Below are 26475 nucleotides of genomic sequence, written 5' to 3'. Positions count from 1 at the left end.
ATGCTGGAATTAATTAATCTTTCAGCTATTCCCGTTTATTTGCTCGTCTTTGTCAGGATAGCAGCATTCTTTGTTACACTGCCATTGTTTTCATATACAACAATCCCGACACCATTCAAGATTGGCTTTACTTTTTTTCTGGCGTTTATCATGTATTATACGGTGGATGGCTCCGCTGTCCCTGTTGATGATACTTACTTATTTTTGCTGATCAAAGAAGCCATGGTTGGTTTGCTGATTGGTTTGCTTGCTTATATTATCCTTTCGGCAGTCCAAGTTGCAGGCGGTTTTATCGACTTTCAGATGGGTTTTGCAATTGCCAATGTCATGGATCCGCAAACAGGTGCCCAAAGCCCGTTAACCGGTCAATATTTTTATATTATAGCCCTGTTGTTTCTATTATCGGTCAATGGTCATCATTTATTAATAGATGGCATTTTCAACAGCTATCAGCTAATCCCGCTGGAAGCTTTTATACCGTTTCAGGATGGTAAGATTGCTGAATTTATTATTCAAATGTTTAATGAAATGTTTTTAATAGCCTTCCAAATGGCTATTCCGATTGTCGGCTGCTTGTTCCTTGTCGATGTGGCACTGGGGATTATAGCCAGGACTGTTCCACAGCTGAATGTATTTGTGGTAGGTCTGCCGCTGAAGATTTTCGTAAGCTTTGTCGTCATTTTGATTTTTCTTAGTCTGTACATGATGCTGGTCGAAAATCTTTTCGAAACGATATTTATAGCGATGCGTGACTTGATGCGTTTGTTCGGAGGTGCTTGAATGCGGTTAAAACTGGATTTGCAATTTTTTGCCGGCGCTGAAGAGAAAACCGAAAAAGCGACTCCGAAAAAACGTCAGGACGAGCGGGAAAAGGGTAAGGTCGCCAAAAGTCAGGATGTCAATACAGCGTTTCTGTTGTTTTTTTGTTTCATGATTTTATTTGTATATGGAAGTTTTATGAAAGATCATATGACTGCCTTGTATCAGCATACATTTACGGAATATATTCATTGGGAAGTCACGATCGATTCGGTAAATCAAGTGATGATGGAAGTGTTCATTGAGGTGGCCACCATATTGGCTCCAGTTATGATTACTGCCATTATTGCCGGACTGGCTGCCAATTTTACACAAATCGGTTTTTTATTTACAACTGAACCCTTGAAATTCGACCTGAAAAAAATTGATCCGATTCAAGGAACGAAGAAGGTTTTTTCTATCAGAGCGCTGGTCGAGCTGTTGAAGTCATTATTGAAAATTGTACTGATTGGGGTCATTACATTTTTTGTCATATGGATCTATAAAGATGACATGATGATGCTGGCTTTTAAAAATGCTGAGAACGCGATTGGCTTTTTTGGAGAAGTTACCATTATGATGGGAATTGCAGCAGCCATTGCGTTACTATTTCTTTCTGTATTTGATTATGTTTATCAAAAATATGACTTTGAAAAGAACATTAAGATGTCCAAAAAAGATATCAAAGATGAGCACAAAAATATGGAAGGGGATCCGCTGATCAAATCCAAAAGAAAAGAAAGACAGCGTGAAATGGCTACAAGGCGTATGATGAGTGAAGTGCCCTCAGCAGATGTTGTTATCACCAACCCGACACATTATGCGATAGCTGTCAAGTATGATGAAGCCGAAGCAACGGCACCATTTATTGTTGCAAAAGGGGCTGATCAGATCGCTCTGAAAATAAAAGATACAGCGAAAGCGAACGATGTCGTTACTGTGGAAAACAAATCACTGGCACGAGCGTTATACGACACTATCGAGATCGGCGATGTAATACCCGAGGCGTTTTATAAGGCAGTCGCAGAGATATTGGCTTATGTATACAGGCTGGAGAAAAAAATTTAAGAGCAGGTTGCTTCTATGCAACGATCAGAACAGTGTATTCATGCTGCGGATTAAATACAACAATCTATACGAAAAAAGACCAAAAAGTAACAATCCGAAGTTTAATAGAATAAGGGGAGTCACCATTCATGAAAGCACGCGATTTATCAGTATTATTAGGCGTCATTTTAATTATTATTATGCTTGTTGTCCCATTGCCGGGATGGCTGTTAAGTGTTCTTATTTTATGTAATATATCGCTGGCGCTTGTTGTAATACTGGTGTCGATGAACACACAGGAAGCATTGCAATTTTCCATATTTCCTTCACTTTTATTACTGCTGACTTTATTTCGGCTCGGATTGAATGTATCCACCACCAGATCCATTCTATCGGAAGCTAATGGCGGCGGTGTGATTGATACGTTTGGTTCATTTGTCATTGGCAACAATCCGCTAGTCGGTTTTGTTGTGTTTGTGATTCTGGTTATTATTCAATTTCTCGTTATTACAAAAGGTGCCGAGCGGGTATCCGAGGTTGCTGCACGTTTTACACTTGATGCGATGCCTGGTAAACAGATGAGTATTGATGCGGATTTGAATGCGGGTCTCATTTCTGAACAACAAGCAAAAGAACGCCGCGAAAAGGTGGAAAATGAAGCTGACTTTCATGGTGCAATGGATGGTGCCAGCAAATTTGTGAAAGGTGATGCGATAGCAGGTATTGTCATTGTTTTAATTAATATTATTTTTGGTCTGGTCATTGGTATGGTTCAAATGGGTTTCACCTTTACCGAGGCTGTCAATACATATATGCGTCTTACAGTCGGTGACGGGCTTGTCAGTCAGATTCCTGCTTTACTGATAGCTACTGCCACAGGGATCGTTGTTACCAAAACGACCACAACAGGTAATTTGGGAACTGACGTATCCAGACAGCTCCTGCAATATCCAAAATTACTGTTTATCGCAGCAGGAACTATTTTCCTGATTGGATTAACACCCATCAATTTTATGCTAACTGCTATAATCGCTTTCTCTTTAGCATTGGGCGGTTATGTATTATTGAAGCAAACGGATGAAACAGAGGAACCTGATATGGAGGAAGAGGAGCAGGCAGAATCATCCTCTATGAATTCACCAGAAAATGTTGTTAATTTACTAAACATGGATCCGATCGAATTTGAATTTGGCTATGCACTCATTCCGCTCGCTGACGCAGACCAGGGTGGCGATTTGCTTGATCGGGTTGTCATGATTAGGAGGCAGCTGGCGATTGAACTTGGTATTGTCGTTCCTGTCGTTCGGATTCGTGATAATATCCAGCTTGAACCGAACGGATATCGGCTGAAAATCAAAGGTAATGAAGTGGCGGCCGGGGAATTATTGCTGAATCATTATTTAGCCATGACCCCTGAAATGGATGACGATGAAATAGAGGGCATTAGTACGAAGGAACCTGCATTCGGATTGCCGGCTAAATGGATTGGTGAAGAACATAAAGATGAAGCAGAACTTTCTGGTTATACAGTCGTTGATCCACCGTCTGTCGTGTCCACACATATTACAGAAGTGATCAAACGACACGCCCATTCACTGTTAGGACGACAGGAGACGAAGCAGCTAATTGATCATTTGAAAGAAAGCTATCCGATTTTAGTTGATGAAGTCACACCTGACCCTTTATCAGTCGGTGATATACAAAAAGTTCTTGCCAAATTGCTGCGGGAAAATGTTTCGGTCCGTAATTTACCGATCATATTCGAGACGCTGGCAGACTTCGGGAAAATGACAAATGATACCGACTTACTTGCTGAATATGTCCGCCAGGCCTTAGCACCGCAAATTACCAGACAGTATGCCGGTGACGATATGGCACTAAACGTGATAACCGTATCAGGGCAAGTTGAAAAAATGATTGCGGAAAACATACAGCAGACAGAACATGGCAATTATTTAGCGTTGGATCCGGAATCACAGGAACAAATTATTAAAACAATTCATGAAGAAGTCGAAAAAATGACATTACAGGAGGAAACAGCAATTGTATTATGTTCTCCGGCTGTCAGGATGTATTTGAAACAGCTCCTGGAACGTTTTCTGCCGCAAGTTGTCGTGTTGTCGTATAACGATCTGGAACCTGGTGTGAATGTACAAAGTGTCGGGGTGGTGAATGTAGCATGAAGGTAAAAAAGTTTGTAGCGCCAACGATGCCAGAAGCGATGAATCATGTCCGGAAAGAACTTGGCCTGGAAGCTGTCATTTTAAATTCAAAAGTGGTTTTCAAAGGTGGTTTTCTGGGGCTTTTCAAAAAAAGGAATATTGAAGTTGTTGCTGCACTGGATCCGCAGCCTAAACCGGTTAAGCGAGAGAAGGAGCCAGTAAAACAAACACCGAGTCATAAAATGCCGGTTATAGATAGTCCTGTGTTAAATGAAATTAAACAGCTGAGAAAAATGGTTGAAGTGCAGACTGTAAACAATGCTGACTACCCCGTCGATTATCAGATCATCTATCACGATTTGCTCGATCAGGAGGTAGATGAAGATCTCGCCAAAAGTCTATTGGATGATGTTGGCCGCAACCATGAAAATACAGATGGTGTCATGCCCGACCGGGATACGATTCTGCAGGATGTGAAGCACGAAATAGAAAATAGATTAAGCGCATTAAATTTTGAAGGTTTGCCCGCAAATAACAAGCTTATCCAGTTTGTCGGTCCAACAGGTGCAGGGAAAACAACGACGATTGCTAAAGTCGCCGCATCAAGCATGATGAACGATGGTAAGCAAGTCGCCCTCATTACGGCTGATACATACCGAATTGCAGCGGTCGAACAATTAAAAACATACGCGAATATACTCAATATTCCGCTGGAAGTTGTTTATAATCCATCAGATTACAAAGCAGCGGTCGACAAGTTTGCATCCTATGATTTAATTCTTGTCGATACCGCTGGGAGAAATTTCCGCGATGAAAAATATGTACGGGACCTGGAAAAAACCATTACCTTTAATCGGAATGTTGAAACCTGTCTTGTTCTCTCTCTGACAGCAAAAACAAGTGATATAATGAAAATATATGATCAATTTCAGCATTTACCAATACAGAACGTTATTTTCACGAAGGTTGATGAGACACGACAATATGGAAGCATTTTGAATATCGCATTAAAGCATAAGTTAGGCATTGCTTTTCTGACAAATGGCCAGGATGTTCCTGACGATATTATGAAACCTAATGCGCAAATGATCAGTGAATTGATAGCAGGTGAACAGAATGATTCATGATCAGGCAGCAAAACTGAGAAGGAAGCTGGGCATGACACAGCGTTTGCGGGAAGCTAAAACCATCTCGGTTGTGAGCGGGAAAGGTGGCGTTGGCAAATCAAACGTCGCACTTAATTTTTCACTGGAACTGTTGCGGCATGGGAAGAAGGTGCTGTTGTTCGATCTTGATATCGGGATGGGAAATGTTGATGTTTTGCTCGGTTTAGACACACATACGACGATTGCAGATATGTTTGCAGAGCAATTATCTGTTCATGAAATTATCAAAACCGGTCCCCGTGGACTCGCATATGTCTCAGGCGGCTCAGGGTTGAATGATCTCCTTACACTCGATCGTACAATGCAGAACTATTTTTTTCAGCAATTTGAAGAACTGATCTACATATACGATTATATTATTTTTGACATGGGGGCAGGAGCAACACATGATTCGCTTTCAATCGTGGCCGCATCTGATGAAGGAATTGTCCTGACGACCCCTGAACCTACAGCCATCACTGACGCATATGGGATGATCAAACATATTGTAAATCATAAGCCTGACCTGCCGCTATCTGTCATCATGAATCGTACTGCCTCTGCTAAAAATGGTCAGCAAGCTCTTGAAAGGTTTCATCGAGTGATTCAGCAATTTTTGAACAAAGAGGTCCGAAAATTGGGGATACTTCCTGATGATAAAACCGTATCTACCGCTGTTATACGCCAAATACCATTTGTGTTGTTAAATGAAAAAGCTGCAGTCTCAAAGGGGATTAAAAAAATTGTCGCCAGTTACCTGGAAGATAAGCCAGAAGCAGATGATAACGCATCTATTTCCTTTATACAAAAGATCAAACAGCTTATGGGGAGATAATTTATGGAACCTTTATATGAAGCAGTTATAGGAATTGGTACTTCAACCGGCGGCCCAAAAGCACTGCAGCGCGTTCTGGCTGATTTACCTGCTAATTTGTCTGCACCTGTTTTAATAGTACAACATATGCCGGCGGGATTTACGCAATCGCTCGCCAAACGCCTGAATCAAACAGCACACATATATGTTAAAGAGGCCGCCCACGGGGAGATTATTGAACATAACACAGCCTACATAGCACCTGGCGATTACCATATGAAAATAAGCGCTGCAGGGAAAAAACATACGATTAAGCTGAATAAAGAAAAACACAGGTTTGGACAAAGACCTTCCGTTGATGTACTTTTTGAATCAATGGCATATTTGCAGCATGTTCATAAAATTGCTGCTGTACTGACTGGAATGGGAGCAGATGGGGCTGAAGGTATCCGCCTGTTAAAAAAATTCAATGTGGATGCTACGGTCATTGCGGAGTCAGAACAGACTTCAGTCGTGTACGGCATGCCCAAAGCAGCAATGGGAACAAATCTAGTGAATCACTGTGCGCCTATACAACAAATCGGGGGTATGATTAACAGGCTGGTGAAGGTGCGTTCATGATCAGTATAAACGCACTAGTCAAATAAAAGTGATTAATGGAGGAATCAAAATGAGTGATGAAACAGTTGCAAACCGCAAAGTAATTGTTTTTCAGCTGAATAATGAAGATTATGCTGTTTCTGTACAACAGGTGAGATCCATTGAGCGAATACAGCTCATTACAAGAGTTCCGCAAACGTCTGATTTTATAAAAGGTGTCATTAACTTACGAGGTGTTGTGACACCAGTTATTGATTTAAGAACCCGTTTTGGTATGGAAAAAATCGACTTTACACCTTCGAGCCGTATCATCATCGTATTTTGGGGTGATATGGAGGTTGGTCTGATTGCAGATGCGGCAAACGATGTTATGGATATCCCTGAAAGTGCGATTGAACCTGCACCGGAAACAGCGGGTGCGGCAAGTGCTGACTATATTGAAGGTGTTGCGAAAACCGATGATCGGCTGTTAATCTTGCTTCATTTAAAACGTGTTCTGTCAGCAGACGAAATAAAGGAATTAGAATTGACGGGGGATTCAGGACATGATAGAACCTAACCGTTTGTCGGATATTCAGTTGGATGTATTGCGGGAAGCAGGGAATATTGGTGCAGGCAATGCAGCCACTTCAATGTCAAAATTAATGGATCATAAGGTTGATATGCAAGTGCCCTCTGTTCATATTGTTCCATTTGATGAAGTTTTGGAATGGATAGGCGGTCCGGACGTTCCTGTTGCAAGTATTATGATTCATATATTTGGAGATGCTCCGGGAAATGTATACTTTTTTCTCAAGGTTAACGAGGCAGAGTCATTGGCAAAAAGTGTTACCAAACAACCACACGTTCAATTAGACAACAGAGGTACCGATCATTTTGCAGCCTCTGCTATTAAAGAAACCGGCAATATCCTTACAAGCTCTTATTTGTCTGCACTTTCTGATTTCACTGGTCTTCACATGCAGCCATCTGTTCCGGCCATGCACATTGATATGGCTGGTGCCATATTGTCCCATGCACTAATTGAAGTATCACAAATGACCGATTACGTGCTGATCATTGATACCGAAATAAGCTATAGCGGGTTTGATCAGCGCATCCAAGGAAATTTTTTATTCCTGCCTGACCCGAAATCGTTTTCCGAATTATTTAAATCATTGGGAATTGAAGAAAATGAGTAAGCTGCAATCGATTGTAAAAGTAGGAATTGCTGATGTGAAAACTGTAAAAGCGCCGGATAAAATCAGAACGTCCGGACTCGGATCTTGTGTTGGTGTCATTTTATACGATTTGGACAAACAAGTTGCCGGTTTGGCACATATCATGCTTCCGAATTCCAGACTGGCCAAACAAGCCAATAAAAATGTTTATAAATATGCAGATACAGCAATTGATATATTAATAGAAATGCTGCATTCAGTCGGTGCTCGGAAATATGCTTTAAAGGCTAAATTAGCCGGTGGTGCACAAATGTTTGAATTTGAATCAGCTCACGATTTGATCCGGATTGGACCTAAAAATGTACAGGCCGTTCGGGAAAAATTGCACGACTATCATATAACACCTGAGGCGATGGATGTAGGAGGAAACTGCGGCAGAACAATTGAATTTGATCCGGCGGCAGGTACCTTGAAGGTTCGTACGATCCATAAAGGTGAGTCAATTATTTAGGAACAATAGCGGATCCACTTTTTTAGAAAGCTAAAGAGGGAGGAGCTGAGCGTATGAGTACAAATGAATCTCCTCTGGTGCAGTCATTGTGGAAACGATGGCTGGAAGATAACGATCAGTCAGCTGCCAATGAATTAATTGACAACTATATGTATCTTGTCAGTTACCATGTCGAAAGAGTTTCCATTAATCTCCCTTCTAATGTGAGCAAGGATGATTTAAAAAGTTTTGGCATGATGGGACTGTTTGATGCGTTAACCAAATTTCAGCATAGCCGCGAATTAAAGTTTGATACATATGCATCCTTTCGTATACGCGGTGCAATTATTGATGGGCTGAGAAAAGAAGATTGGCTGCCAAGATCCATTCGGGAGAAAGCAAAGAAAGTGGAGCAAGCATCACAGGAACTGGAACAAATTTATCAGCGGGACCCGACATCAGAAGAAATTGCCAAAAAACTGCAAATGTCAGCAGAGGAAGTAGAAGAACTCGCACGGGACTCATTGGTTGCTAACATTCTGTCGATTGAGGAGAAGCCGAATAAGGAAAACGAACATAAAGAGGGGATTGGTTATACGATACCGGATCAATCCTCGGTACAGCCGGATGATCATATGCTTCAATCAGAATTAAAAGATGAGCTGATTGAAAGTATGCAGTCACTTAATCAAAACGAACAAATGGTAGTCAGCTTATTCTATCATGAGGAGCTGACATTGACGGAAATAGGTCATATTCTGGAACTGACAACATCCAGAATATCACAAATACATCGGAAGGCGATATTCAAACTGCGTAAATCACTTCAAAAAATACAAGCCAATTTATGAGAGGATTGAAAAAAGACGCTTTTTGTAAATTTTGATCATCGCAGTTGATATAAACTGCGACGCATTAGATGATGGTTCGACTGCCGTTCCGGAAAAATACTGGGTGTTCGTCGTGTTGCAATTTCTTTTTAGTGAAGCAGCACTCCTCGCAACTCGCAGCTTACTTGATGGATATTTCGCTCGTCGCTTTCACTGGTTTGCGATGAGCCTCCTCGTGAGAAAACCGCCCACTGCGATGTCTCATCGTTTTCGCTTTTCCGCAGGAGTCTCCGTGTTTTTCCTCCACTGAGGCTGTGCTTTATAATCATTACTTTTCTGTTGCTTCATTAAATCTCTCTTGTGATTGTTGATTGGAGTGGAGGCCGGTCGGACTCCTGCGGGAAAAGCAACGGCTGAAGACCCCGAAGGAAGTGCTTTTCTACCAAGAGGCTGAAGTGTTGTCCGCGGAAAGCGACTAGCCGGAACGGAAATCAACATAGCACTTACGTCGCTTTTTATAGATTTTGTGGCAAAAGCAACAAACTTTTAGAAAACAGCCAGTAGAAAAAGGAAATAGAACAGTTTTGGCGAAAGTATTACGATGAGTCATTAATCTTATCGTATGAAAGAAGTGATTCTGCATGGGCTGGAAATCAATTGAAATGCAAGTGGCTCTTCCAAGAACACAGGATGCTGGAAAGCTTCAGGATCAAATGTCAAAACAAAACCAGCACTTTCAAGCGTCACTTGCCCAAAGTCAGTTGAAGGAAGCTGAGCAAAAGAGAAATCGTGTACAGGAATTTGAAAAGATTCAAGATGTTAACGAAAATGCCAGGGATCACCATAGACATTCATTGGATGATCAGAAGGGCGAATCTGATGGAGAACAGGATGAATTCGACATAGAGCATCCCTACCTTGGTAAAAAAATTGATTTTAGTGGATAGAGGGATATGATGACTTCAATGTTGCTATTCTTAAGTATGTTACTACACCTCATTACATTAACGGCCATTTTTCAACTGTTTAAACAGTTACAATCGCTGAAACAAAATCATACCGGAGAAATGGCGGAATTGATGGAAGCGTATTTGGAAGATATAAAAGAAGAAAACCGTCTGCTGAAAGATGCTATACCTCAAAAAGACCTGTCGCCTGAAACGGCTGCTGCACAAAAAGCGTCGGATAGTCAGCTGGAAACAAATATCAAAAATGAAAACGGCTATTCTCCCGAAACGGCACATGTGGCAGATGAATCCGAATTGTCACTCGAAGCTCAAATACTGCAGCTTCATGATAAAGGAATCACAGTGGACGAAATTGCACGTCAGTTAAACTGCGGCAAAACTGAAGCCGAACTGATTATAAAAATGAAAAAGAAAGCTCATCATAATGCTTGATTGGTCATGATTGTTATGATATATTTATTTTTGGTGTAAAACTGTGTTTGCAACAAATGTAAGCATGAATACACACGTTTCGTGATTTGTATATTCGGTGCCAAATGGCATTCTTGGTATTCAAAAGATTGGAAACCAGAATGATGGTCTTTATACAAAGATGATCGGAAACGGAGGAAAAAACCATTAGGAGGAATTTTTCATGTCAGTCATTTCAATGAAACAATTACTGGAAGCTGGTGTGCATTTTGGACATCAGACCCGCCGCTGGAATCCGAAGATGAAGAAATATATCTTCACAGAACGGAACGGCATTTATATCATCGACTTGCAAAAAACCGTCAAAAAAGTTGATGAAGCATACAATTATGTGAAAGATATTGCAGCAAACGGCGGTTCGGTTCTTTTTGTAGGTACGAAAAAACAGGCACAGGATTCTGTTCGCGATGAAGCAACCCGTTCTGGAATGTTTTATGTTAACCAGCGCTGGCTGGGCGGAACATTGACAAACTTCCAGACGATCCGTAAACGTATCAATCGCCTGAAGGACATTGAACGTATGGAAGAGGATGGAACGTTTGATGTGCTGCCGAAAAAAGAGGTTGTCGGTCTGTTAAAGGAAAAAGACCGTCTTGTTAAGTTTCTTGGCGGAATTAAAGAAATGAACAATCTGCCTGATGCTTTGTTTGTGATTGATCCACGCAAGGAGCGGATTGCAATTGCTGAGGCGCATAAACTGAATATCCCGATTATCGCTATGGTTGATACAAATTGCGATCCGGATGAAATTGATTATGTCATTCCGGCAAATGATGATGCGATCCGCGCTGTAAAACTGTTAACATCCAAAATGGCAGACGCTATTCTGGAAGTGAAACAAGGCGAAGAAACAGAAGAAGTACAGGCTGAAGAAGTACAACCTGAAGAAGAAGCGGTTGCCGCGGAAACTGAAACAAATAACGAGTAGATTTTAAAAGGACAGGTGATAAGGGGAATAAGAGCCTTTTATCACCTTTTTTAAAAGGAAAAAAACGAATCAATTATTTAAGGAGGATTCATAATGGCGATCACGGCTAAATTAGTTAAAGAACTACGTGAACAAACGGGTGCCGGGATGATGGATTGTAAAAAAGCTCTCCAGGAGACTGAAGGAGATATGGATAAAGCAATCGAGTTCCTGCGTGAAAAAGGAATGGCGAAAGCTGCGAAAAAGGCAGATCGTGTTGCTGCTGAAGGTTTAGCCCATATTGAAATAGACGGGAATTCAGCAGTACTGCTGGAAGTGAATTGTGAAACAGACTTTGTCACGAAAAACGATCAGTTTAAGCAATTGCTCTCGGACTTGGGTAAACATATTGTCAAACAAAAGCCTGAAACAGTTGAAGAAGCACTGCAGCAACAACTGCATGGAGATGGCGAAACAGTTGAAAAATATATCAACGCAACAGTCGGAAAAATCGGCGAAAAAATTTCACTTCGTCGTTTTGCATTGCTGAATAAGACAGATAATGATGCATTTGGCGCATATCTTCATATGGGCGGTTCGATTGGTGTACTGACACTGCTCGAAAGCACTACAGATGAGGATTTGGCAAAAGATATTGCCATGCATGCTGCTGCAGTAAACCCTCGTTACGTTTCCAGAGATGAAGTTCCGGAAGCGGAAGTGAGCAGCGAGCGTGAAGTGCTGAAGACACAGGCACTGAATGAAGGAAAACCTGAACATATCGTTGAGAAAATGGTCGAGGGTCGTCTTGGCAAATTCTTTGAAGAAATCTGCCTGCTGGAACAAGACTTTGTTAAAGATCCTGATCAGAAAGTGAAAAAATATGTTGCCGGCAAAGGTGCATCTGTCAATACCTTTATCCGCTATGCAGTAGGTGAGGGAATGGAAAAACGCGAAGAAAACTTTGCTGAAGAGGTTATGAACCAAATCAATCAATAGCAACAGGGACGGAATGGGGAACGCAGCTGGTGGTTCCCTATTTCGCTAATACATGATAACTATGAAGCAAAAGACCTTTATTGAAGATTAAACCAACATAAAATTCCGATGGAGGTAAACATGACAACAGCTCGATACCGTAGAATTGTGTTAAAATTAAGTGGCGAAGCATTAAGCGGCAAACAAGGCTATGGCATTGAACCGCAAGTAATTCAGTCAATCGCATCCCAGATAAAAGAAGTTGCCGAATTGGGTGTGGAAGTGGCTGTCGTAGTGGGTGGCGGAAATATCTGGCGCGGTAAAGTCGGAAGTGAAATGGGCATGGATCGTGCGACGGCTGACTACATGGGAATGCTGGCAACGATTATGAACTCTCTGGCACTTCAGGACAGTCTGGAGAACAACGGTATCCCGACTCGTGTACAGACTTCGATTGAAATGCGTCAGGTTGCTGAACCTTACATAAGGAGAAAGGCAATACGCCATCTCGAAAAAAAACGTGTTGTCATTTTTGCTGCAGGAACCGGAAATCCTTATTTTTCAACAGATACAACGGCAGCATTAAGGGCTGCTGAAATTGAGGCAGAAGTTATTTTAATGGCGAAAAATAATGTAGATGGTGTCTATTCCGATGATCCGAAAGTAAACACGAAAGCGGAAAAATATACGGAAATTTCCTATATGGAAATGCTGAATGAAGGTCTGGGCGTTATGGATTCTACTGCATCTTCATTATGTATGGATAATGATATCCGGTTAATTGTATTTTCCATAACGGAAGAAGGCAATATTAAACGAGTTGTTCAAGGCGAACCAATTGGTACAACAATAAAGGGGGACTGATCATGTCCGATCAAAGGATAAAGGAAACACGAAGTAAAATGGAACAGGCAGTTCAGGCTTTTTCCAAAAGCTTGGCGACAATACGTGCTGGCCGTGCGAATCCGTCAATTCTGGATAGTGTCGTTGTCGATTATTATGGTGCAGCTACACCATTAAACCAACTGTCGACAATTTCCGCACCGGAGGCAAGACTCTTGGTCATTACGCCTTTTGACAAATCATCGGTGAGTAATATTGAAAAAGCCATTCAAAAGGCTGATTTGGGATTATCTCCGTCAAGTGACGGCAATGTCATTCGGATTAATATTCCTGCATTAACGGAAGAACGCCGCAAGGAATTGGTGAAAGTTGTCGGCAAATATGCGGAAGAAGCACGTGTCCAGGTAAGAAACATCCGGCGCGAATCGAACGATCAGCTGAAGAAAGCCGAGAAAAATGGCGATTTGACGGAAGACGACCTTAAGAAAGAACAGGAAAATGTCCAAAAGGAAACAGATAAACATATCGACAAAATCGATCAGCTCGTTAGGGACAAGGAAAAGGAAATATTGGAAGTTTAAGGATGAAGGTTTAAGTCACATAAGATGCTGCAGCCCTCTTGTTTAAGAGGGCTTTTGTTTCCATCAATGAAAAGTTCTTCAATTGGAAAACGTTACTTTAAGCTATAAGAAAAGCAGAGGCTTATCATGATTAAGCCTGGTTTTTCTTATATTTTAAGGAATTTATCATAAAAAGATTGACTGACAGTGATATAATGGTAATTCATCCTAATAGGATAATAATATCGTATTGTGTTTTGGTCGTCTGCACCAGCATGAAGGATGTAAAATGATATATAAGCTTCATCAATGATATCGGAGGACAAACTATGTCAATGAAACTTCCCTTTTTTAAAAATAGAAAAACGAAGGTAACAAAAGAAGAACGGGAATTGGATAATATCCCGAAGCATGTGGCCATTATTATGGATGGGAATGGCCGCTGGGCAAAAAAACGAGGTCTTCCTCGCATTGCCGGACATAAAGAGGGGATGGATGTTGTAAAAAGAGTAGCTAAAACAGCAGCAAATTGCCATGTTGAAATTCTGACACTTTACGCTTTCTCAACAGAAAACTGGCAAAGGCCGAAATCAGAAGTTGATTACATTTTGGGACTTCCGAAAGAGTTTTTACATATTTATTTGCCCGAACTGATCGATAACAATGTAAAAATTGAAACCATTGGTAACTTCGATGTTCTTCCGGATCATACGAAAGAAGCAATCAATTATGCTAAAGAAAAGACAAAAGATAATGATGGATTATTATTAAATTTTGCTTTAAACTATGGTAGTAGATTTGAAATCATTCAAGCAATCAGGCAAGTTATAACAGATATGGACAGTTCCGGACTGTCACTTGATAAACTGGATGAGCACTTATTTTCGCAATATCTTTATACGACCGGATTAACGGATCCCGATCTCTTAATCCGAACGAGCGGTGAACAGCGGTTAAGCAATTTTTTATTATGGCAGAGTGCTTATTCCGAATTTTGGTTTACAGATGTATTATGGCCCGATTTCACAGAAGAAACGTTTATGAACGCTCTCCATGATTACCAGCAGCGAAAACGGCGATATGGAGGCATTTAAGGTGTTGAATGACGTATGAAACAGCGAATCCAAACAGCAATTATGGCATTTCTTATATTTATACCTGTGGTTGTAATCGGCGGAATGATTTTTAATGTGTTCGTCTACTTGTTGGCAGCTATAGCCTTGCTTGAGTTAATCCGAATGCGGAAAATAGGTCATTATTATATCCCTGTTATGATTGCGGTTATATTATTATGGTTATTATTGGTGCCTGAGTCTGCTGGTATTTTTCAAGGCTTCGAAAAATCAGAACTGATTATGGCATTTGTCTTATTTCTGTTGTCATATACCGTGATGGCGAAGAATAAATTTACATTTGACGACGCAGGTTTTATACTGCTGACGATCATTTATGTAGGAATGGGATTTTTTTACCTGATTGAAACACGGGATGGCAGCAATGCCGCTGCTTTAGCGAATATATTTTATGTTTTAGTCGTGATCTGGGCAACGGATACTGGGGCCTATTTCTGTGGCCGTGCCCTTGGCAAACGTAAATTATGGCCGGAAATAAGCCCGAATAAAACGATTGAAGGGGCAATCGGGGGCGTTGTACTGGCCACAGCAGCCGGAATTATTTTTCATATTGCCTATCCGTTTCCATATGATATGATTATCGTAATAGCGGTGACAGTATTGGTGTCGATTTTCGGTCAAATAGGGGATTTGGTGGAATCGGCTTTTAAGCGTCACTATGGTGTGAAAGACTCCGGTAATTTATTGCCGGGGCATGGCGGAATTCTCGATCGGCTGGACAGCCTTTTATTCGTTTTGCCATTGTTGCATTTTATCAATTTCTTTATGTAATCAGACAGTTTGGAATAGGAACGAATAGATCAGAAGATAATATTTCTTGTATAACCTCTATTATTTAAAGGACGGTGTTGCTATTGACCACAGTTATAGCTTTTATATTCATGTTTGGTCTACTTGTGTTCATTCATGAATTTGGTCATTTAATTTTTGCAAAACGGGCTGGTATGCTGGCCCGTGAATTTGCGATCGGGTTTGGTCCAAAGGTGTTTTCCTTTACGAAAAACGAAACAGTTTATACAATCCGTCTTCTTCCAATAGGAGGTTATGTACGAGTGGCCGGTGAAGACCCGGAAATTATTGAATTAAAAGCCGGACAGCATATTGGTCTGGAATTCAATCAGGATGAAAAAGTGAGCAAAATTATTGTAAACCATAAATCAAAACATCCGGATGCCCGCGTCATTGAGGTGGAACGTGCTGATTTGGATCACGAATTGCTGATTGAAGGGTACGAACCTGATGAAGAGGATGAAAAATTAAACTTTCAGGTTGATCGTAAGGCATTCTTTGTTATGGATGAGGAAGAGACCCAAATTGCCCCGTATGACCGGCAGTTTGCTTCAAAAAGTGTTGGTAAACGGGCCATGCAGTTATTTGCGGGTCCGATGATGAATTTTCTGCTCGCGATTGTCATTTTCTTTATCGTCGGACTCATTCAGGGGGTGCCTGTTGACGAAGCTGAGGTCGCTGGTGTACAACCCGATAGTCCTGCTGATGAAGCAGGTTTTCAGGTAGGCGATGAAGTTGTGCAAATCGATGGGAATTCCATTTCCACCTGGGAGGAATTTACCCAGATCGTCCAGGATCATCCGGAAGAGGAGCTGACCATGACAGTGCAGCGTGATGACGGGACGGAAACGTTAACCATTACACCAGCCAAAGTTGAAGGTCAAGGCATCACGGTCGGACAGGCAGGCGTTCAGCGGGCATTTGAACAGTCATTCAGCGGGACGTTTCAGTATGGTTTTGAACAGACGTATGACACGACAACATTAATCCTGACCAATTTGGGCAAGCTCATCACCGGACAGTACTCGATTGATGCGCTGTCGGGTCCCGTGGGAATTTATGATTATACAGACCAGGTTGTTCAGTCCGGTTTCATGACCTTTCTGATGTGGACGGCTATCTTAAGTGTTAATTTGGGAATCGTCAACTTAGTGCCAATTCCCGCACTTGACGGTGGACGGTTATTGTTCGTTGGGATTGAGGCCATCCGGGGCAAACCGGTTGACCCGCAAAAAGAAGGGATCGTCCACTTTGTCGGTTTTGCATTGCTGATGTTATTAATGATTGTTGTCACATGGAACGATATTCAGCGGTTATTTTTGTAACATCATAAAGCATCCATTATGATTGACTTATCCGGAAGATTTCGGCCCCGCTGTAGGCGAATGCCGTGTTTTTCAATAAGGATTTGATCAGGCTTTACATGTCAAAACCCTTGTCTGCAGTTTTTCGGCAAGGGTTTTCCATCATTATTTTTTTCCAATGATCGGGAGGAAAACGAAATGGGTATCTCAAAACAGGAGAAAATGGATCTGCTGCTGGAACACCTGGCAATTCCCCAAGATTACATCAATACTTATTTTAAAGATAGTCAATTAATCAAGCTGGCAGTTCATAAGCCAACTCAAACCTGGCATTTTCACATCCGTGTCAGCCATTTGCTGCCGACAGAGACCTATGCATTGCTGACGTCCAAACTACAGGAAACGTTTCAGCAATTTGCCCAGGTTGAACTGACCCTATACACAGATAGCAAGCAATATGACAATGAGACAATTGGAGCCTATTGGCAGCATTTCCTCCAGTCAGTATCCAACTTGTCCCCTGCCTATAAAGATCTTGTATTCGATCAGACGCCTCGTATTAACAATAATAAAATTATGTTAACTGCAAGGAATGAAGCGGAAGGAAATGCACTTAAAAAAAGGCTGGAGAAACCATTCCAGGATTTTTGCCAAAAAATTGGTGCTCCATCTTTTTCACTTGAAATTGAAGTGAAAACAGAAATGGCAGAGCTAAAGAAATTCAGGGAACAAAAAGCACTTGAGGATCAAGAACTGGTTTTAAAAACAGTTCAGGAAAAAGAAAAGCGTGACAGGGAAAAACAAAATCATGAACAAAATAAACCGGTTATGCTTGGTTACAAAATTCAGGATGAACCGATTCAGATGGAAGAAATTCAGGATGAGGAGCGGCGCTTAACCATACAGGGGTATGTGTTCTCAGCGGAAATACGACAGCTGCGTTCGGGAAGAAGTCTATTAATTGTTAAAGCGACCGATTATACCGATTCACTGCAAATCAAAATGTTTTCAAAAGGTGATGAGGATGCTGAAAAATTCGAACAGTTAAAAGAAGGCATGTGGGTTAAGGCAAGAGGAAGCATTCAGACCGACATGTATACGAATGAGCTTGCCATGATGGCAAATGATATTCATGAAGTTAAAGTAGAGATTCGCGAGGATACAGCACCCGAAGACGAAAAACGTGTTGAATTTCATGCACATACGACCATGAGCCAGCTGGATGCGGTTGTTTCACCATCAGCACTCATTGAGCAGGCGGCAAATTGGGGGCATAAAGCGATCGCAATTACCGACCATGGCGGTGTGCAAGGTTTTCCGGAGGCACATGCGGCTGCTGAAAAGCACGGCCTTAAAGTGGTCTACGGCGTAGAGGCCAATTTGGTTGATGACGGTGTACCGATTGCGTATAACGAAAGTAATGCCGGCTTGAAAGATGGCACCTATGTCGTATTTGACGTTGAAACGACAGGGCTTTCAGCGGTTTATGATACAATTATCGAGCTTGCAGCAGTGAAAATTCACAATGGGGAAATCATAGATCGCTTTGAATCATTCGCTAATCCGCATCATCCTTTGTCACAAACGACAACTGACTTGACTGGAATAACAGATGATATGGTTAAAGATGCACCTGAAGTTGATGATGTTTTAAAAGATTTTCATGAATGGATGGAAGAAAGTATTCTGGTTGCGCACAATGCAAGTTTTGACATCGGTTTTTTAAATCAGGGATTCCAAAAAGTCGGATACGATAAAACGGACAACCCTGTCATTGATACTCTGGAATTGTCACGGTTTTTATATCCAGAATTGAAAAATCACAGGCTAAACACGATGTGCAAGCATTTGGATATCGAGCTTACCCAGCATCACCGTGCCATATATGATGCCGAAGCAACAGGCTATCTATTATGGAAGCTGGTGGAAGGTTTGCTGGCCAAAGAAATTACCAATCATAATCAATTAAACAATCATATGGGAGAAGGAGATGCCTATAAACGCTCTCGCCCGTCACATTGCATATTGCTCGCCCAGACACAGGAAGGTCTGAAAAATCTTTATAAGCTTGTCTCTTATGCTCATGTGAATTATTTTTATAGAGTTCCGCGCATCCCGAGATCACTCCTGCAAAAACTGCGAAAAGGTATTCTGGTAGGGTCTGCATGTGATCAGGGAGAGGTATTTGAGGCGATGATGCAAAAGTCAGCTGATGAGGCGGAGAAAGCTGCTGAGTTCTATGATTATATTGAAGTGCAGCCGCCTTCCAACTACGCCCATTTAATTGAAAAAGAACTTGTTCAGAATGAAGCACAAATCCTTGATATTATTTCGAAATTGGCAGATATGGGCGCGCGCATGAACAAGCCCGTTATAGTTACGGGAAATGCTCATTATATTGAGGAACATGATAAAATTTACCGGCAAATTTTAATTGCATCGCAATCTGGTAATCCATTAAACCGGCAAACACTGCCTGATACACCATTCCGGACGACCAATGAAATGATTGATAGTTTTGATTTCCTGGGTGAAAATAAAGCAAAGGAAATCGTTGTGGGCAACACCAATGCATTGGCAGATAAAATTGAAGACATTTCACCTGTCAAGGATGGGCTGTTCACACCAACGATTGAAGGAGCCGATCAGGAGATGCGTGATCTCTGTTATAATCGTGCGAAACATATTTATGGTGATCCGGTTCCGGAAATTGTCACCGACCGTCTTGAAAAAGAGCTCTCCAGTATTATTGGGCATGGATTCTCGGTTATCTATCTCATTTCGCATAAACTTGTTAAGAAGTCACTCGATGACGGTTATTTAGTAGGTTCACGGGGTTCAGTCGGATCTTCACTTGTTGCAACCATGTCGGAAATAACTGAGGTCAATCCATTGCCGCCACATTATGTTTGTATGGCATGCCATTATCATGAGTTTATTACGGATGGATCTATCGGCAGCGGCTTTGATTTGAAGGATAAAGCTTGTCCGGACTGTGGCACATCTTTAACAAAAGATGGACAGGATATTCCGTTTGAAACGTTCCTAGGTTTCAAAGGAGATAAAGTTCCGGATATCGATTTGAATTTCTCCGGGGAATACCAGCCAAGAGCTCATAACTATACAAAGGTTCTGTTTGGCGAAGAGAATGTTTATCGCGCTGGAACGATTGGAACGATTGCTGAGAAAACGGCATACGGCTATGTGAAAGGCTATGCATCAGATAAGCAGCTTGTCTATAAAAATGCAGAAGTTGACCGGCTTGTTCAGGGGTGTACCGGGGTGAAACGGACCACCGGACAACACCCGGGCGGCATTATCGTTGTACCAGAAGATAAGGAAATATTTGATTTCACACCGATACAATTTCCTGCAGACGACAGGAACAGTGAATGGCAGACAACTCATTTTGATTTTCATTCCATTCATGATAATTTATTGAAACTGGATATACTCGGACACGATGATCCAACCGTGATCCGAATGCTGCAGGATTTAAGCGGGATTGATCCAAAAACAATTCCGACCGATGATGAAGAAGTGATGAAAATATTTTCCGGAACAGAATCACTTGGTGTAACACCTGAGCAGATAAACTGTAAAACAGGAACACTGGGGGTTCCGGAGTTTGGAACCAGGTTCGTCCGTCAAATGCTTGAAGATACCAAACCGAATACATTTGCCGAACTTGTCATTATTTCAGGCCTGTCACACGGCACAGATGTATGGCTCGGAAATGCCGAGGAACTGATTAATGACGGTATTTGCGAATTGCCGGATGTTATCGGCTGCCGTGACGATATTATGGTTTATCTGCTGCATAAGGGTCTGGAAGCATCACTGGCCTTTACCATTATGGAATATGTCCGGAAAGGCAGAGGGCTGAAAGATGAATGGATCGATGAAATGAAAAAGCATGGTGTACCGGACTGGTATATTGAATCATGTAAAAAGATTAAATATATGTTCCCGAAAGCACACGCTGCCGCTTATGTGTTAATGGCAGTAAGAATCGCCTATTTTAAAGTGCACTATCCGATATACTTTTATGCTGCTTACTTCTCAGTCCGGGCGGGAGATTTTGAACTGGATACAATGGTTAAAGGTTCCAGTGCAATCAGACAGCGTATTGAAGGTATTATGGCCAAGGGAAATGATGCTCCGCCAAAGGAAAAGAGTCTTCTGACTGTATTGGAAGTGGCACTTGAAATGTGTGAAAGGGGCTACTCGTTCCAGAAGGTCGATTTATATCAATCAAAGGCATCGGAATTTATCGTAGACGGTGAAACATTGATCCCGCCATTTGATGCTGTCGATGGTCTTGGGACAAATGCCGCTATTAATATTGTAAAAGCCCGGGAAGATGGCGAATTTCTTTCTAAAGAGGATCTTCGCAAGCGCAGTAAAATATCAAAAACGGTATTGGAGTATCTGGACACTCATGGCTGTCTGGAAGGAATGGCTGAACAAAATCAGTTATCATTGTTTTAATGAAAGAATCATGCTGATCAATTAAAATGTACAAGTCAATATTCTTGCAACTTGATTATACGTATGCTATAGTTTTAAAGGTATGATAAGATCCGGACTGTTAAAGAGTGGGCGCCCCCCACTCTTTATTCATACAGCCATTTTCCGCACGCAGCTTCCCTTGCCAAATCGTCCGGCAGGGGTTTTTATTAAGAAAAAATGCTGTCCGAGTCTTTTCAGAGATGCCAGAGGTCATAGAAGAATAAATCGGTGAGATTACTCATTGCAGTATTTAAATGTGCAAATGAAATGGTGTATGATGGTTCATACTAAGTTAAAACGACAACTGAATAAAGGAGGATATGTTTTGAGCTCTGAAATTGTGAACATAACAGAAAAAATAGCAGAACCGATTCTGCAGGAAAAAGGATTGGAACTGGTTGACGTTGAATATGTAAAAGAAGGCAAGAATTGGTTTCTTCGGGTTTTTATTGATAAGGAAGGCGGTGTCGATATTGACGAGTGTGGCACCGTATCAGAACAATTAGGCGAAAGACTGGACCAGGCAGATCCGATCAAAGGAGCTTATTTCTTGGAAGTTTCATCACCAGGTGTTGAACGTCCGCTTAAGTCTAAGGAGGATTTTAAAAACCATTTGGGAAGTAATGTTTATGTAAAACTTTATGAACCGATTGACGGTAAAAAAGAGTATGAAGGGACATTGCTTGATTTTGCAGATGAAACGGCCGTTATTGCGTATAAAATAAAAACCCGTGAAAAGCAGGCAAAAATACCATATCAAAAAATAGCTAAAGCCCGATTAGCGGTATCATTGTAAAGGGGGAAACGAAAAAGTGAGCAATCAGTTGTTCGATGCGATTGATTACCTGGAAAAAGAAAAAGGAATTGATAAGGATGTGCTGATGGAGGCATTGGAAGCTGCTCTAATCTCTGCCTATAAAAAGAATTTTAAATCAGCAACGAATGTCCGGGTAGATATTGATGAAGAGACGGCATCAATGCGCGTTTTTTCAAGGAAAGTGATTGTAGAGGAAGTTGAAAATACTCAAGAAGAAATCTCATTGCAGGAAGCGAGAGAAATTGACCCGAAATATGAGGTGGAAGACGTTGTTGAAGTTGAGGTAACACCAAAAGATTTCGGCCGAATTGCTGCCCAGGCTGCAAAACAGGTTGTTACGCAGCGAGTCAGGGAAGCAGAGCGCGGCGTCATTTTCAGTGAATATGTCGATCGAGAAGAAGATGTCATGACCGGGATTATTTCACGGAAAGATTCACGTTTCGTTTATGTAAATCTTGGTAAAATCGAAGCAAAATTGGCTGAATCGGAACAGATGCCTACAGAGGATTACTATGTGCACGATCGCCTGAAAGTATTTGTCAATAAAGTGGAAAACACGAGTAAAGGACCACAGATTTATATATCACGTTCACACCCGGGATTGCTGAAACGGTTGTTTGAAATGGAAGTGCCCGAAATATATGATGGTACCGTTGAAATCAAATCGGTTGCAAGGGAAGCGGGCGACCGTTCCAAGATATCCGTTCATGCTGATGATCCGGAAATCGATGCCGTCGGTTCCTGCGTCGGGCAGAAAGGGCAGCGGATTCAAGTGGTTGTCGATGAATTGAAGGGTGAAAAAATTGATGTCGTCGAATGGTCAGACGATCCTGTTGTTTATGTGTCGAATGCACTGAGCCCGTCAAAAGTAGTAGACGTACTGGTTGATGAGGCAGATAAAGCAACGACGGTCATCGTACCGGACTATCAATTGTCTCTGGCAATTGGCAAACGTGGACAAAATGCCCGGTTAGCAGCAAAATTAACAGGGTGGAAAATCGATATAAAAAGTGAAACAGAAGCGCGTGAACAAGGGCTTTTGGATGATCACGATGATCAGGCTGATGAGGATTCCTATTCTGACATTGATGAAGACCTGTTTGAATAAGGGGGCAAACTGATGGCCAAAAAAAGAAAAATACCACAGCGTAAATGTGTTGTAACGAATGAAATGAAACCAAAAAAAGAACTGATTCGCATTGTCCGTAACAAAGAAGGAGAGGTTTTTGTCGATCCGACCGGTAAGAAGAATGGTCGCGGGGCATACCTGTCCAACGATATAGCTGTGATAGAAAAAGCAGAAAAAACCGGTATATTAAACCGGCAGCTGGATGCAGAAATTGGCCCATCCGTTTACGAGGAATTAAAACGATTCGTCGAAGGTCATACTGATGAACAATAGTTATTTAAATATAGTTGGTTTAGCCTACCGGGCAAGAAAGTGTTCGCTTGGGGAAGAAACAATTGTAAAAGATATTCAGCAGAAAAAAGCAAAACTTATATTGCTGGCCAACGATATCGGACCCCAAACACGAAAAAAAATTATAAACAAATGTAAAACCTATGAAATACCATTTGAAATAGTTGATGATAGAGAAACATTATCAAATGCTATTGGAAAGTCCCAAAAAGTAGCTATCGCTATTTTGGATGCGGGATTCGCCGCCAAAATAAAATCGCTGCTGGGATAATTAATCTTGGGGGTGGACTTATGAGCAAAATGCGTATATATGAATATGCAAAACAAAATAATACGACGAGTAAAGAAGTCATTCAGCATCTGAAAGACTTGAATATTGACGTCAAGAATCACATGTCAACGGTTTCGATTGAAACGATTGTTGAACTTGATAAAAAGTTTGGATCAAAACAGCCTAATCAAAATACAAAACCTGAAAATAATCAGCACAACAGAAATACATCCAATCAACCAGGAAAAAACGCAAATCAGCAAAGGAAAAATAACTCAAACAAAAAACCAAAAGGCCAGGATCAGCAACGTAAGGTGCAGCAGCAAAATAAGAATAAAAAGCCAAAAAACAGTAAAAAAAGGAACCATAACCATTCTGCATCAAAGTCGCAGCAACAGAGACATCAGCAAAAGCCTGCTAAAGAAATACCAGGAAAAATCACATATAGTGAAACATTGACCGTTCATGACTTGGCTGAAAAATTAAACAAAGATACATCCGAAATCATCAAAAAATTGATGTTTTTGGGCGTAATGGCCAACAAAAACCAGGATCTTGATGATGATACGGTTGAATTATTATGTGATGAATTCGGTGTCGAAGTTGAAAAAGAAATCATTTTGGAAGATACCGATTTTGACAAGTATCTTGAGCAAGATGACCAGGCTGATTTAGTTGAACGTCCTGCAGTTGTCACCATTATGGGACACGTTGATCATGGTAAAACAACGTTACTGGACGCAATCCGTCATACGAAGGTGACAGAAGGGGAAGCTGGAGGCATTACCCAGCATATCGGTGCCTATCAGGTTGAAAATGACGGAAGAAGAATAACATTTCTTGATACACCTGGCCATGCTGCATTTACCAGCATGCGTTCTCGTGGAGCTCAGGTGACGGATATTGCGGTGTTAGTCGTTGCAGCAGATGATGGTGTCATGCCGCAGACAGTGGAAGCAATCAACCATGCCAAAGCTGCAGAAGTCCCGATTATTGTAGCAGTAAACAAAATGGATAAGGAAGGAGCTAACCCCGATCGTGTGATGCAGGAATTGACGGAATATGAATTGATTCCCGAAGATTGGGGAGGCAAAACCATTTTCGTTAACCTGTCAGCAATCAAGCAGGACGGTATAGATGATCTGCTGGAAATGTTGGTGCTTGTATCCGAAATGGAAGAATTGAAGGCAAATCCGAATGCCAATGCATTTGGTACTGTTATCGAAGCTCAGCTTGATAAGGGCAGAGGGTCTGTCGCAACCCTATTAATTCAGAATGGCACATTGCATGTTGGTGATTCAGTTGTTGTTGGTAACACATTTGGCCGTGTTCGTGCCATGGTAAACGATGAGGGAGTACGTGTTAAAACTGCTGAGCCATCTACACCTGTAGAAATCACGGGTTTAAACGATGTCCCGCAGGCAGGTGATCAGTTCCTTGTGTTCTCAGACGAGAAAAAAGCACGTCAGATTGGTGAAGCACGCCAGCAAAAGCATATTCAGGAAAATCGGGCAGAATCATCGAAAGTGAGTCTGGATGATTTGTTTGAACAAATTAAACAGGGTGATATGAAAGAAATTAATGTTGTCATTAAAGCAGATGTTCAAGGTTCAGCGGAAGCCCTGGCATCCTCACTTGAAAAAATTGATGTAGAAGGCGTTAATATTAAGATTATTCATACCGGAGTAGGTGCCATTAAAGAATCAGACATCATTCTGGCATCAGCATCGAATGCTATTGTAATCGGATTTAATGTTCGGCCTGATGCCAATGCGAAAAAAGCTGCTGAATCTGAAAAAGTCGATGTACGTCTGCATCGTGTCATTTACAAAGTAATGGAGGAAATAGAATTTGCCATGAAAGGGATGCTTGATCCGGAATATGAAGAAAAAGTTATCGGGCAGGCAGAAGTCCGGGAAACGTTTAAAGTATCCAAAATCGGAACCATTGCCGGCAGCTACGTAACTGATGGCAAATTGACACGTGATTCCGGAGTACGGCTGATCCGTGATGGTGTTGTTCAATTTGAAGGTGAAATTGACTCTTTGAAACGCTATAAAGATGATGTGAAAGAAGTCGCACAAAACTACGAATGCGGTATAACAATCAAAAACTTTAACGATATTAAAGAAGGAGATATACTTGAAGCATTCGTGATGGAGGAAATTGAGCGTACATGATAACGTATGCTGAAGTGGAATGCATGCTGTATGAAAGTCATTCACTGAAACAGAAACGTTCCGTCATCAAACGCATCATGGCAAAATTGCGGAACGATTTAAATGTAGCCGTCACAGAATTGGACTATCACGATTTGTGGCAGCGGACAAAACTTGGAATCGTTACGCTTTCCAATGAACAAAAACATGCCGAACAGGTGATACAGGCAGCACTGAAAATCATAGACACATTTACCGAATTAGAACGTACGATCACAGAGGTTGAGTCTCTGTAGC

Annotated in this window: 26 protein-coding genes; all 26 read left to right on the top strand. The window is 41.5% G+C overall.

What is annotated here, in order from left to right:
• The 26 genes from fliR (at position 1) to BM195_RS02440 (ending at position 26474) form a co-directional block, all read left to right on the top strand.
• The gene (gene fliR / locus BM195_RS02565; RefSeq protein WP_090233062.1) at positions 1-780 is read left to right on the top strand and encodes a flagellar biosynthetic protein FliR; all 780 of its coding nucleotides are present in this window, start codon (positions 1-3) and stop codon (positions 778-780) included.
• A complete protein-coding gene (gene flhB, locus BM195_RS02560) occupies positions 781-1866 on the top strand; it encodes a flagellar biosynthesis protein FlhB (RefSeq protein ID WP_090233059.1) in 1086 nt (361 codons plus the stop codon).
• Positions 1867-1994: 128 nt separating this feature from the next.
• Positions 1995-4028, top strand: a complete 2034-nt coding sequence (gene flhA / locus BM195_RS02555) for a flagellar biosynthesis protein FlhA (RefSeq protein ID WP_090233056.1) — start codon at positions 1995-1997, stop codon at positions 4026-4028.
• Positions 4025-5134, top strand: coding sequence for a flagellar biosynthesis GTPase FlhF (gene flhF / locus BM195_RS02550; protein WP_090233051.1), 1110 nt, complete (start codon positions 4025-4027; stop codon positions 5132-5134). The genes flhA and flhF overlap by 4 nt, the downstream gene beginning before the upstream one ends.
• On the top strand, positions 5124-5987 hold the full coding sequence (locus BM195_RS02545; protein WP_090233047.1) for a MinD/ParA family protein: 864 nt from the start codon (positions 5124-5126) through the stop codon (positions 5985-5987). The genes flhF and BM195_RS02545 overlap by 11 nt, the downstream gene beginning before the upstream one ends.
• Positions 5988-5990: 3 nt before the next feature.
• Positions 5991-6587, top strand: coding sequence for a CheB methylesterase domain-containing protein (locus BM195_RS02540; RefSeq protein WP_090233045.1), 597 nt, complete (start codon positions 5991-5993; stop codon positions 6585-6587).
• Between the two features lie 49 nt (positions 6588-6636).
• The gene (locus BM195_RS02535; protein WP_090233043.1) at positions 6637-7125 is read left to right on the top strand and encodes a chemotaxis protein CheW; all 489 of its coding nucleotides are present in this window, start codon (positions 6637-6639) and stop codon (positions 7123-7125) included.
• Entirely contained in the window at positions 7112-7747 is a 636-nt protein-coding gene (locus BM195_RS02530) for a chemotaxis protein CheC (protein WP_342028004.1), read from the top strand. The genes BM195_RS02535 and BM195_RS02530 overlap by 14 nt, the downstream gene beginning before the upstream one ends.
• The gene (locus BM195_RS02525) at positions 7740-8237 is read left to right on the top strand and encodes a chemotaxis protein CheD (RefSeq protein WP_090233041.1); all 498 of its coding nucleotides are present in this window, start codon (positions 7740-7742) and stop codon (positions 8235-8237) included. The genes BM195_RS02530 and BM195_RS02525 overlap by 8 nt, the downstream gene beginning before the upstream one ends.
• Before the next feature lie 53 nt (positions 8238-8290).
• Complete coding sequence (locus tag BM195_RS02520; RefSeq protein ID WP_090233038.1) at positions 8291-9067, top strand: FliA/WhiG family RNA polymerase sigma factor; 777 nt, start codon at positions 8291-8293, stop codon at positions 9065-9067.
• A gap of 620 nt (positions 9068-9687) precedes the next feature.
• Positions 9688-9993 (top strand): hypothetical protein, encoded by a 306-nt coding sequence (locus BM195_RS02515; protein ID WP_090233036.1) that lies wholly within the window; start codon positions 9688-9690, stop codon positions 9991-9993.
• Positions 9994-10002: 9 nt separating this feature from the next.
• Positions 10003-10446, top strand: a complete 444-nt coding sequence (locus tag BM195_RS02510) for a DUF6115 domain-containing protein (RefSeq protein ID WP_090233034.1) — start codon at positions 10003-10005, stop codon at positions 10444-10446.
• A 202-nt stretch (positions 10447-10648) separates the two neighbouring features.
• Positions 10649-11413 (top strand): 30S ribosomal protein S2, encoded by a 765-nt coding sequence (gene rpsB / locus BM195_RS02505; protein WP_090233033.1) that lies wholly within the window; start codon positions 10649-10651, stop codon positions 11411-11413.
• Positions 11414-11506: 93 nt separating this feature from the next.
• The gene (gene tsf, locus BM195_RS02500; RefSeq protein WP_090233031.1) at positions 11507-12391 is read left to right on the top strand and encodes a translation elongation factor Ts; all 885 of its coding nucleotides are present in this window, start codon (positions 11507-11509) and stop codon (positions 12389-12391) included.
• 120 nt (positions 12392-12511) lie between these two features.
• A complete protein-coding gene (gene pyrH / locus BM195_RS02495) occupies positions 12512-13234 on the top strand; it encodes a UMP kinase (RefSeq protein WP_090233029.1) in 723 nt (240 codons plus the stop codon).
• Between the two features lie 2 nt (positions 13235-13236).
• The gene (frr, locus tag BM195_RS02490) at positions 13237-13794 is read left to right on the top strand and encodes a ribosome recycling factor (protein ID WP_090233027.1); all 558 of its coding nucleotides are present in this window, start codon (positions 13237-13239) and stop codon (positions 13792-13794) included.
• A 308-nt stretch (positions 13795-14102) separates the two neighbouring features.
• On the top strand, positions 14103-14867 hold the full coding sequence (locus BM195_RS02485) for an undecaprenyl pyrophosphate synthase (RefSeq protein ID WP_090233024.1): 765 nt from the start codon (positions 14103-14105) through the stop codon (positions 14865-14867).
• A gap of 15 nt (positions 14868-14882) precedes the next feature.
• Positions 14883-15677 (top strand): phosphatidate cytidylyltransferase, encoded by a 795-nt coding sequence (locus tag BM195_RS02480; RefSeq protein ID WP_090233021.1) that lies wholly within the window; start codon positions 14883-14885, stop codon positions 15675-15677.
• Positions 15678-15760: 83 nt separating this feature from the next.
• Positions 15761-17020 (top strand): RIP metalloprotease RseP, encoded by a 1260-nt coding sequence (gene rseP, locus BM195_RS02475; protein ID WP_090233019.1) that lies wholly within the window; start codon positions 15761-15763, stop codon positions 17018-17020.
• Between the two features lie 177 nt (positions 17021-17197).
• Positions 17198-21490, top strand: a complete 4293-nt coding sequence (locus BM195_RS02470) for a PolC-type DNA polymerase III (RefSeq protein WP_090233017.1) — start codon at positions 17198-17200, stop codon at positions 21488-21490.
• A gap of 346 nt (positions 21491-21836) precedes the next feature.
• The gene (gene rimP / locus BM195_RS02465; protein ID WP_090233015.1) at positions 21837-22307 is read left to right on the top strand and encodes a ribosome maturation factor RimP; all 471 of its coding nucleotides are present in this window, start codon (positions 21837-21839) and stop codon (positions 22305-22307) included.
• 16 nt (positions 22308-22323) lie between these two features.
• Complete coding sequence (gene nusA, locus BM195_RS02460; RefSeq protein ID WP_090233012.1) at positions 22324-23436, top strand: transcription termination factor NusA; 1113 nt, start codon at positions 22324-22326, stop codon at positions 23434-23436.
• A 12-nt stretch (positions 23437-23448) separates the two neighbouring features.
• A complete protein-coding gene (gene rnpM / locus BM195_RS02455) occupies positions 23449-23730 on the top strand; it encodes an RNase P modulator RnpM (protein WP_090233010.1) in 282 nt (93 codons plus the stop codon).
• Positions 23720-24019, top strand: a complete 300-nt coding sequence (locus BM195_RS02450; RefSeq protein WP_090233007.1) for a L7Ae/L30e/S12e/Gadd45 family ribosomal protein — start codon at positions 23720-23722, stop codon at positions 24017-24019. The genes rnpM and BM195_RS02450 overlap by 11 nt, the downstream gene beginning before the upstream one ends.
• Positions 24020-24039: 20 nt before the next feature.
• Entirely contained in the window at positions 24040-26199 is a 2160-nt protein-coding gene (gene infB / locus BM195_RS02445; protein WP_090233004.1) for a translation initiation factor IF-2, read from the top strand.
• A complete protein-coding gene (locus tag BM195_RS02440) occupies positions 26196-26474 on the top strand; it encodes a DUF503 domain-containing protein (protein ID WP_090233001.1) in 279 nt (92 codons plus the stop codon). Before infB ends, BM195_RS02440 begins: the two co-directional genes overlap by 4 nt.
• Position 26475 lies beyond the last annotated feature (1 nt).

This window comes from Lentibacillus halodurans, from assembly GCF_900112045.1.
GTDB classification, from domain to species: domain Bacteria; phylum Bacillota; class Bacilli; order Bacillales; family Amphibacillaceae; genus Lentibacillus; species Lentibacillus halodurans.
The sequence above is the reverse complement of the archived record's forward strand: the minus strand, read 5'-3'. Positions and strand labels throughout refer to the sequence as shown.

Bases quoted from the DNA above. Each gene is read 5' to 3' on its own strand.
- rpsB (WP_090233033.1), top strand. From the start codon at position 10,649: ATGTCAGTCATTTCAATGAAACAATTACTGGAAGCTGGTGTGCATTTT.
- BM195_RS02535 (WP_090233043.1), top strand. From the start codon at position 6,637: ATGAGTGATGAAACAGTTGCAAACCGCAAAGTAATTGTTTTTCAGCTG.
- tsf (WP_090233031.1), top strand. From the start codon at position 11,507: ATGGCGATCACGGCTAAATTAGTTAAAGAACTACGTGAACAAACGGGT.
- BM195_RS02440 (WP_090233001.1), top strand. From the start codon at position 26,196: ATGATAACGTATGCTGAAGTGGAATGCATGCTGTATGAAAGTCATTCA.
- infB (WP_090233004.1), top strand. From the start codon at position 24,040: ATGAGCAAAATGCGTATATATGAATATGCAAAACAAAATAATACGACG.
- BM195_RS02540 (WP_090233045.1), top strand. From the start codon at position 5,991: ATGGAACCTTTATATGAAGCAGTTATAGGAATTGGTACTTCAACCGGC.
- BM195_RS02515 (WP_090233036.1), top strand. From the start codon at position 9,688: ATGGGCTGGAAATCAATTGAAATGCAAGTGGCTCTTCCAAGAACACAG.
- flhF (WP_090233051.1), top strand. From the start codon at position 4,025: ATGAAGGTAAAAAAGTTTGTAGCGCCAACGATGCCAGAAGCGATGAAT.
- BM195_RS02525 (WP_090233041.1), top strand. From the start codon at position 7,740: ATGAGTAAGCTGCAATCGATTGTAAAAGTAGGAATTGCTGATGTGAAA.
- fliR (WP_090233062.1), top strand. From the start codon at position 1: ATGCTGGAATTAATTAATCTTTCAGCTATTCCCGTTTATTTGCTCGTC.
- BM195_RS02485 (WP_090233024.1), top strand. From the start codon at position 14,103: ATGTCAATGAAACTTCCCTTTTTTAAAAATAGAAAAACGAAGGTAACA.
- BM195_RS02545 (WP_090233047.1), top strand. From the start codon at position 5,124: ATGATTCATGATCAGGCAGCAAAACTGAGAAGGAAGCTGGGCATGACA.
- BM195_RS02510 (WP_090233034.1), top strand. From the start codon at position 10,003: ATGACTTCAATGTTGCTATTCTTAAGTATGTTACTACACCTCATTACA.
- rnpM (WP_090233010.1), top strand. From the start codon at position 23,449: ATGGCCAAAAAAAGAAAAATACCACAGCGTAAATGTGTTGTAACGAAT.
- pyrH (WP_090233029.1), top strand. From the start codon at position 12,512: ATGACAACAGCTCGATACCGTAGAATTGTGTTAAAATTAAGTGGCGAA.
- BM195_RS02450 (WP_090233007.1), top strand. From the start codon at position 23,720: ATGAACAATAGTTATTTAAATATAGTTGGTTTAGCCTACCGGGCAAGA.
- flhA (WP_090233056.1), top strand. From the start codon at position 1,995: ATGAAAGCACGCGATTTATCAGTATTATTAGGCGTCATTTTAATTATT.
- frr (WP_090233027.1), top strand. From the start codon at position 13,237: ATGTCCGATCAAAGGATAAAGGAAACACGAAGTAAAATGGAACAGGCA.
- BM195_RS02520 (WP_090233038.1), top strand. From the start codon at position 8,291: ATGAGTACAAATGAATCTCCTCTGGTGCAGTCATTGTGGAAACGATGG.
- BM195_RS02470 (WP_090233017.1), top strand. From the start codon at position 17,198: ATGGGTATCTCAAAACAGGAGAAAATGGATCTGCTGCTGGAACACCTG.
- BM195_RS02480 (WP_090233021.1), top strand. From the start codon at position 14,883: ATGAAACAGCGAATCCAAACAGCAATTATGGCATTTCTTATATTTATA.
- BM195_RS02530 (WP_342028004.1), top strand. From the start codon at position 7,112: ATGATAGAACCTAACCGTTTGTCGGATATTCAGTTGGATGTATTGCGG.
- flhB (WP_090233059.1), top strand. From the start codon at position 781: ATGCGGTTAAAACTGGATTTGCAATTTTTTGCCGGCGCTGAAGAGAAA.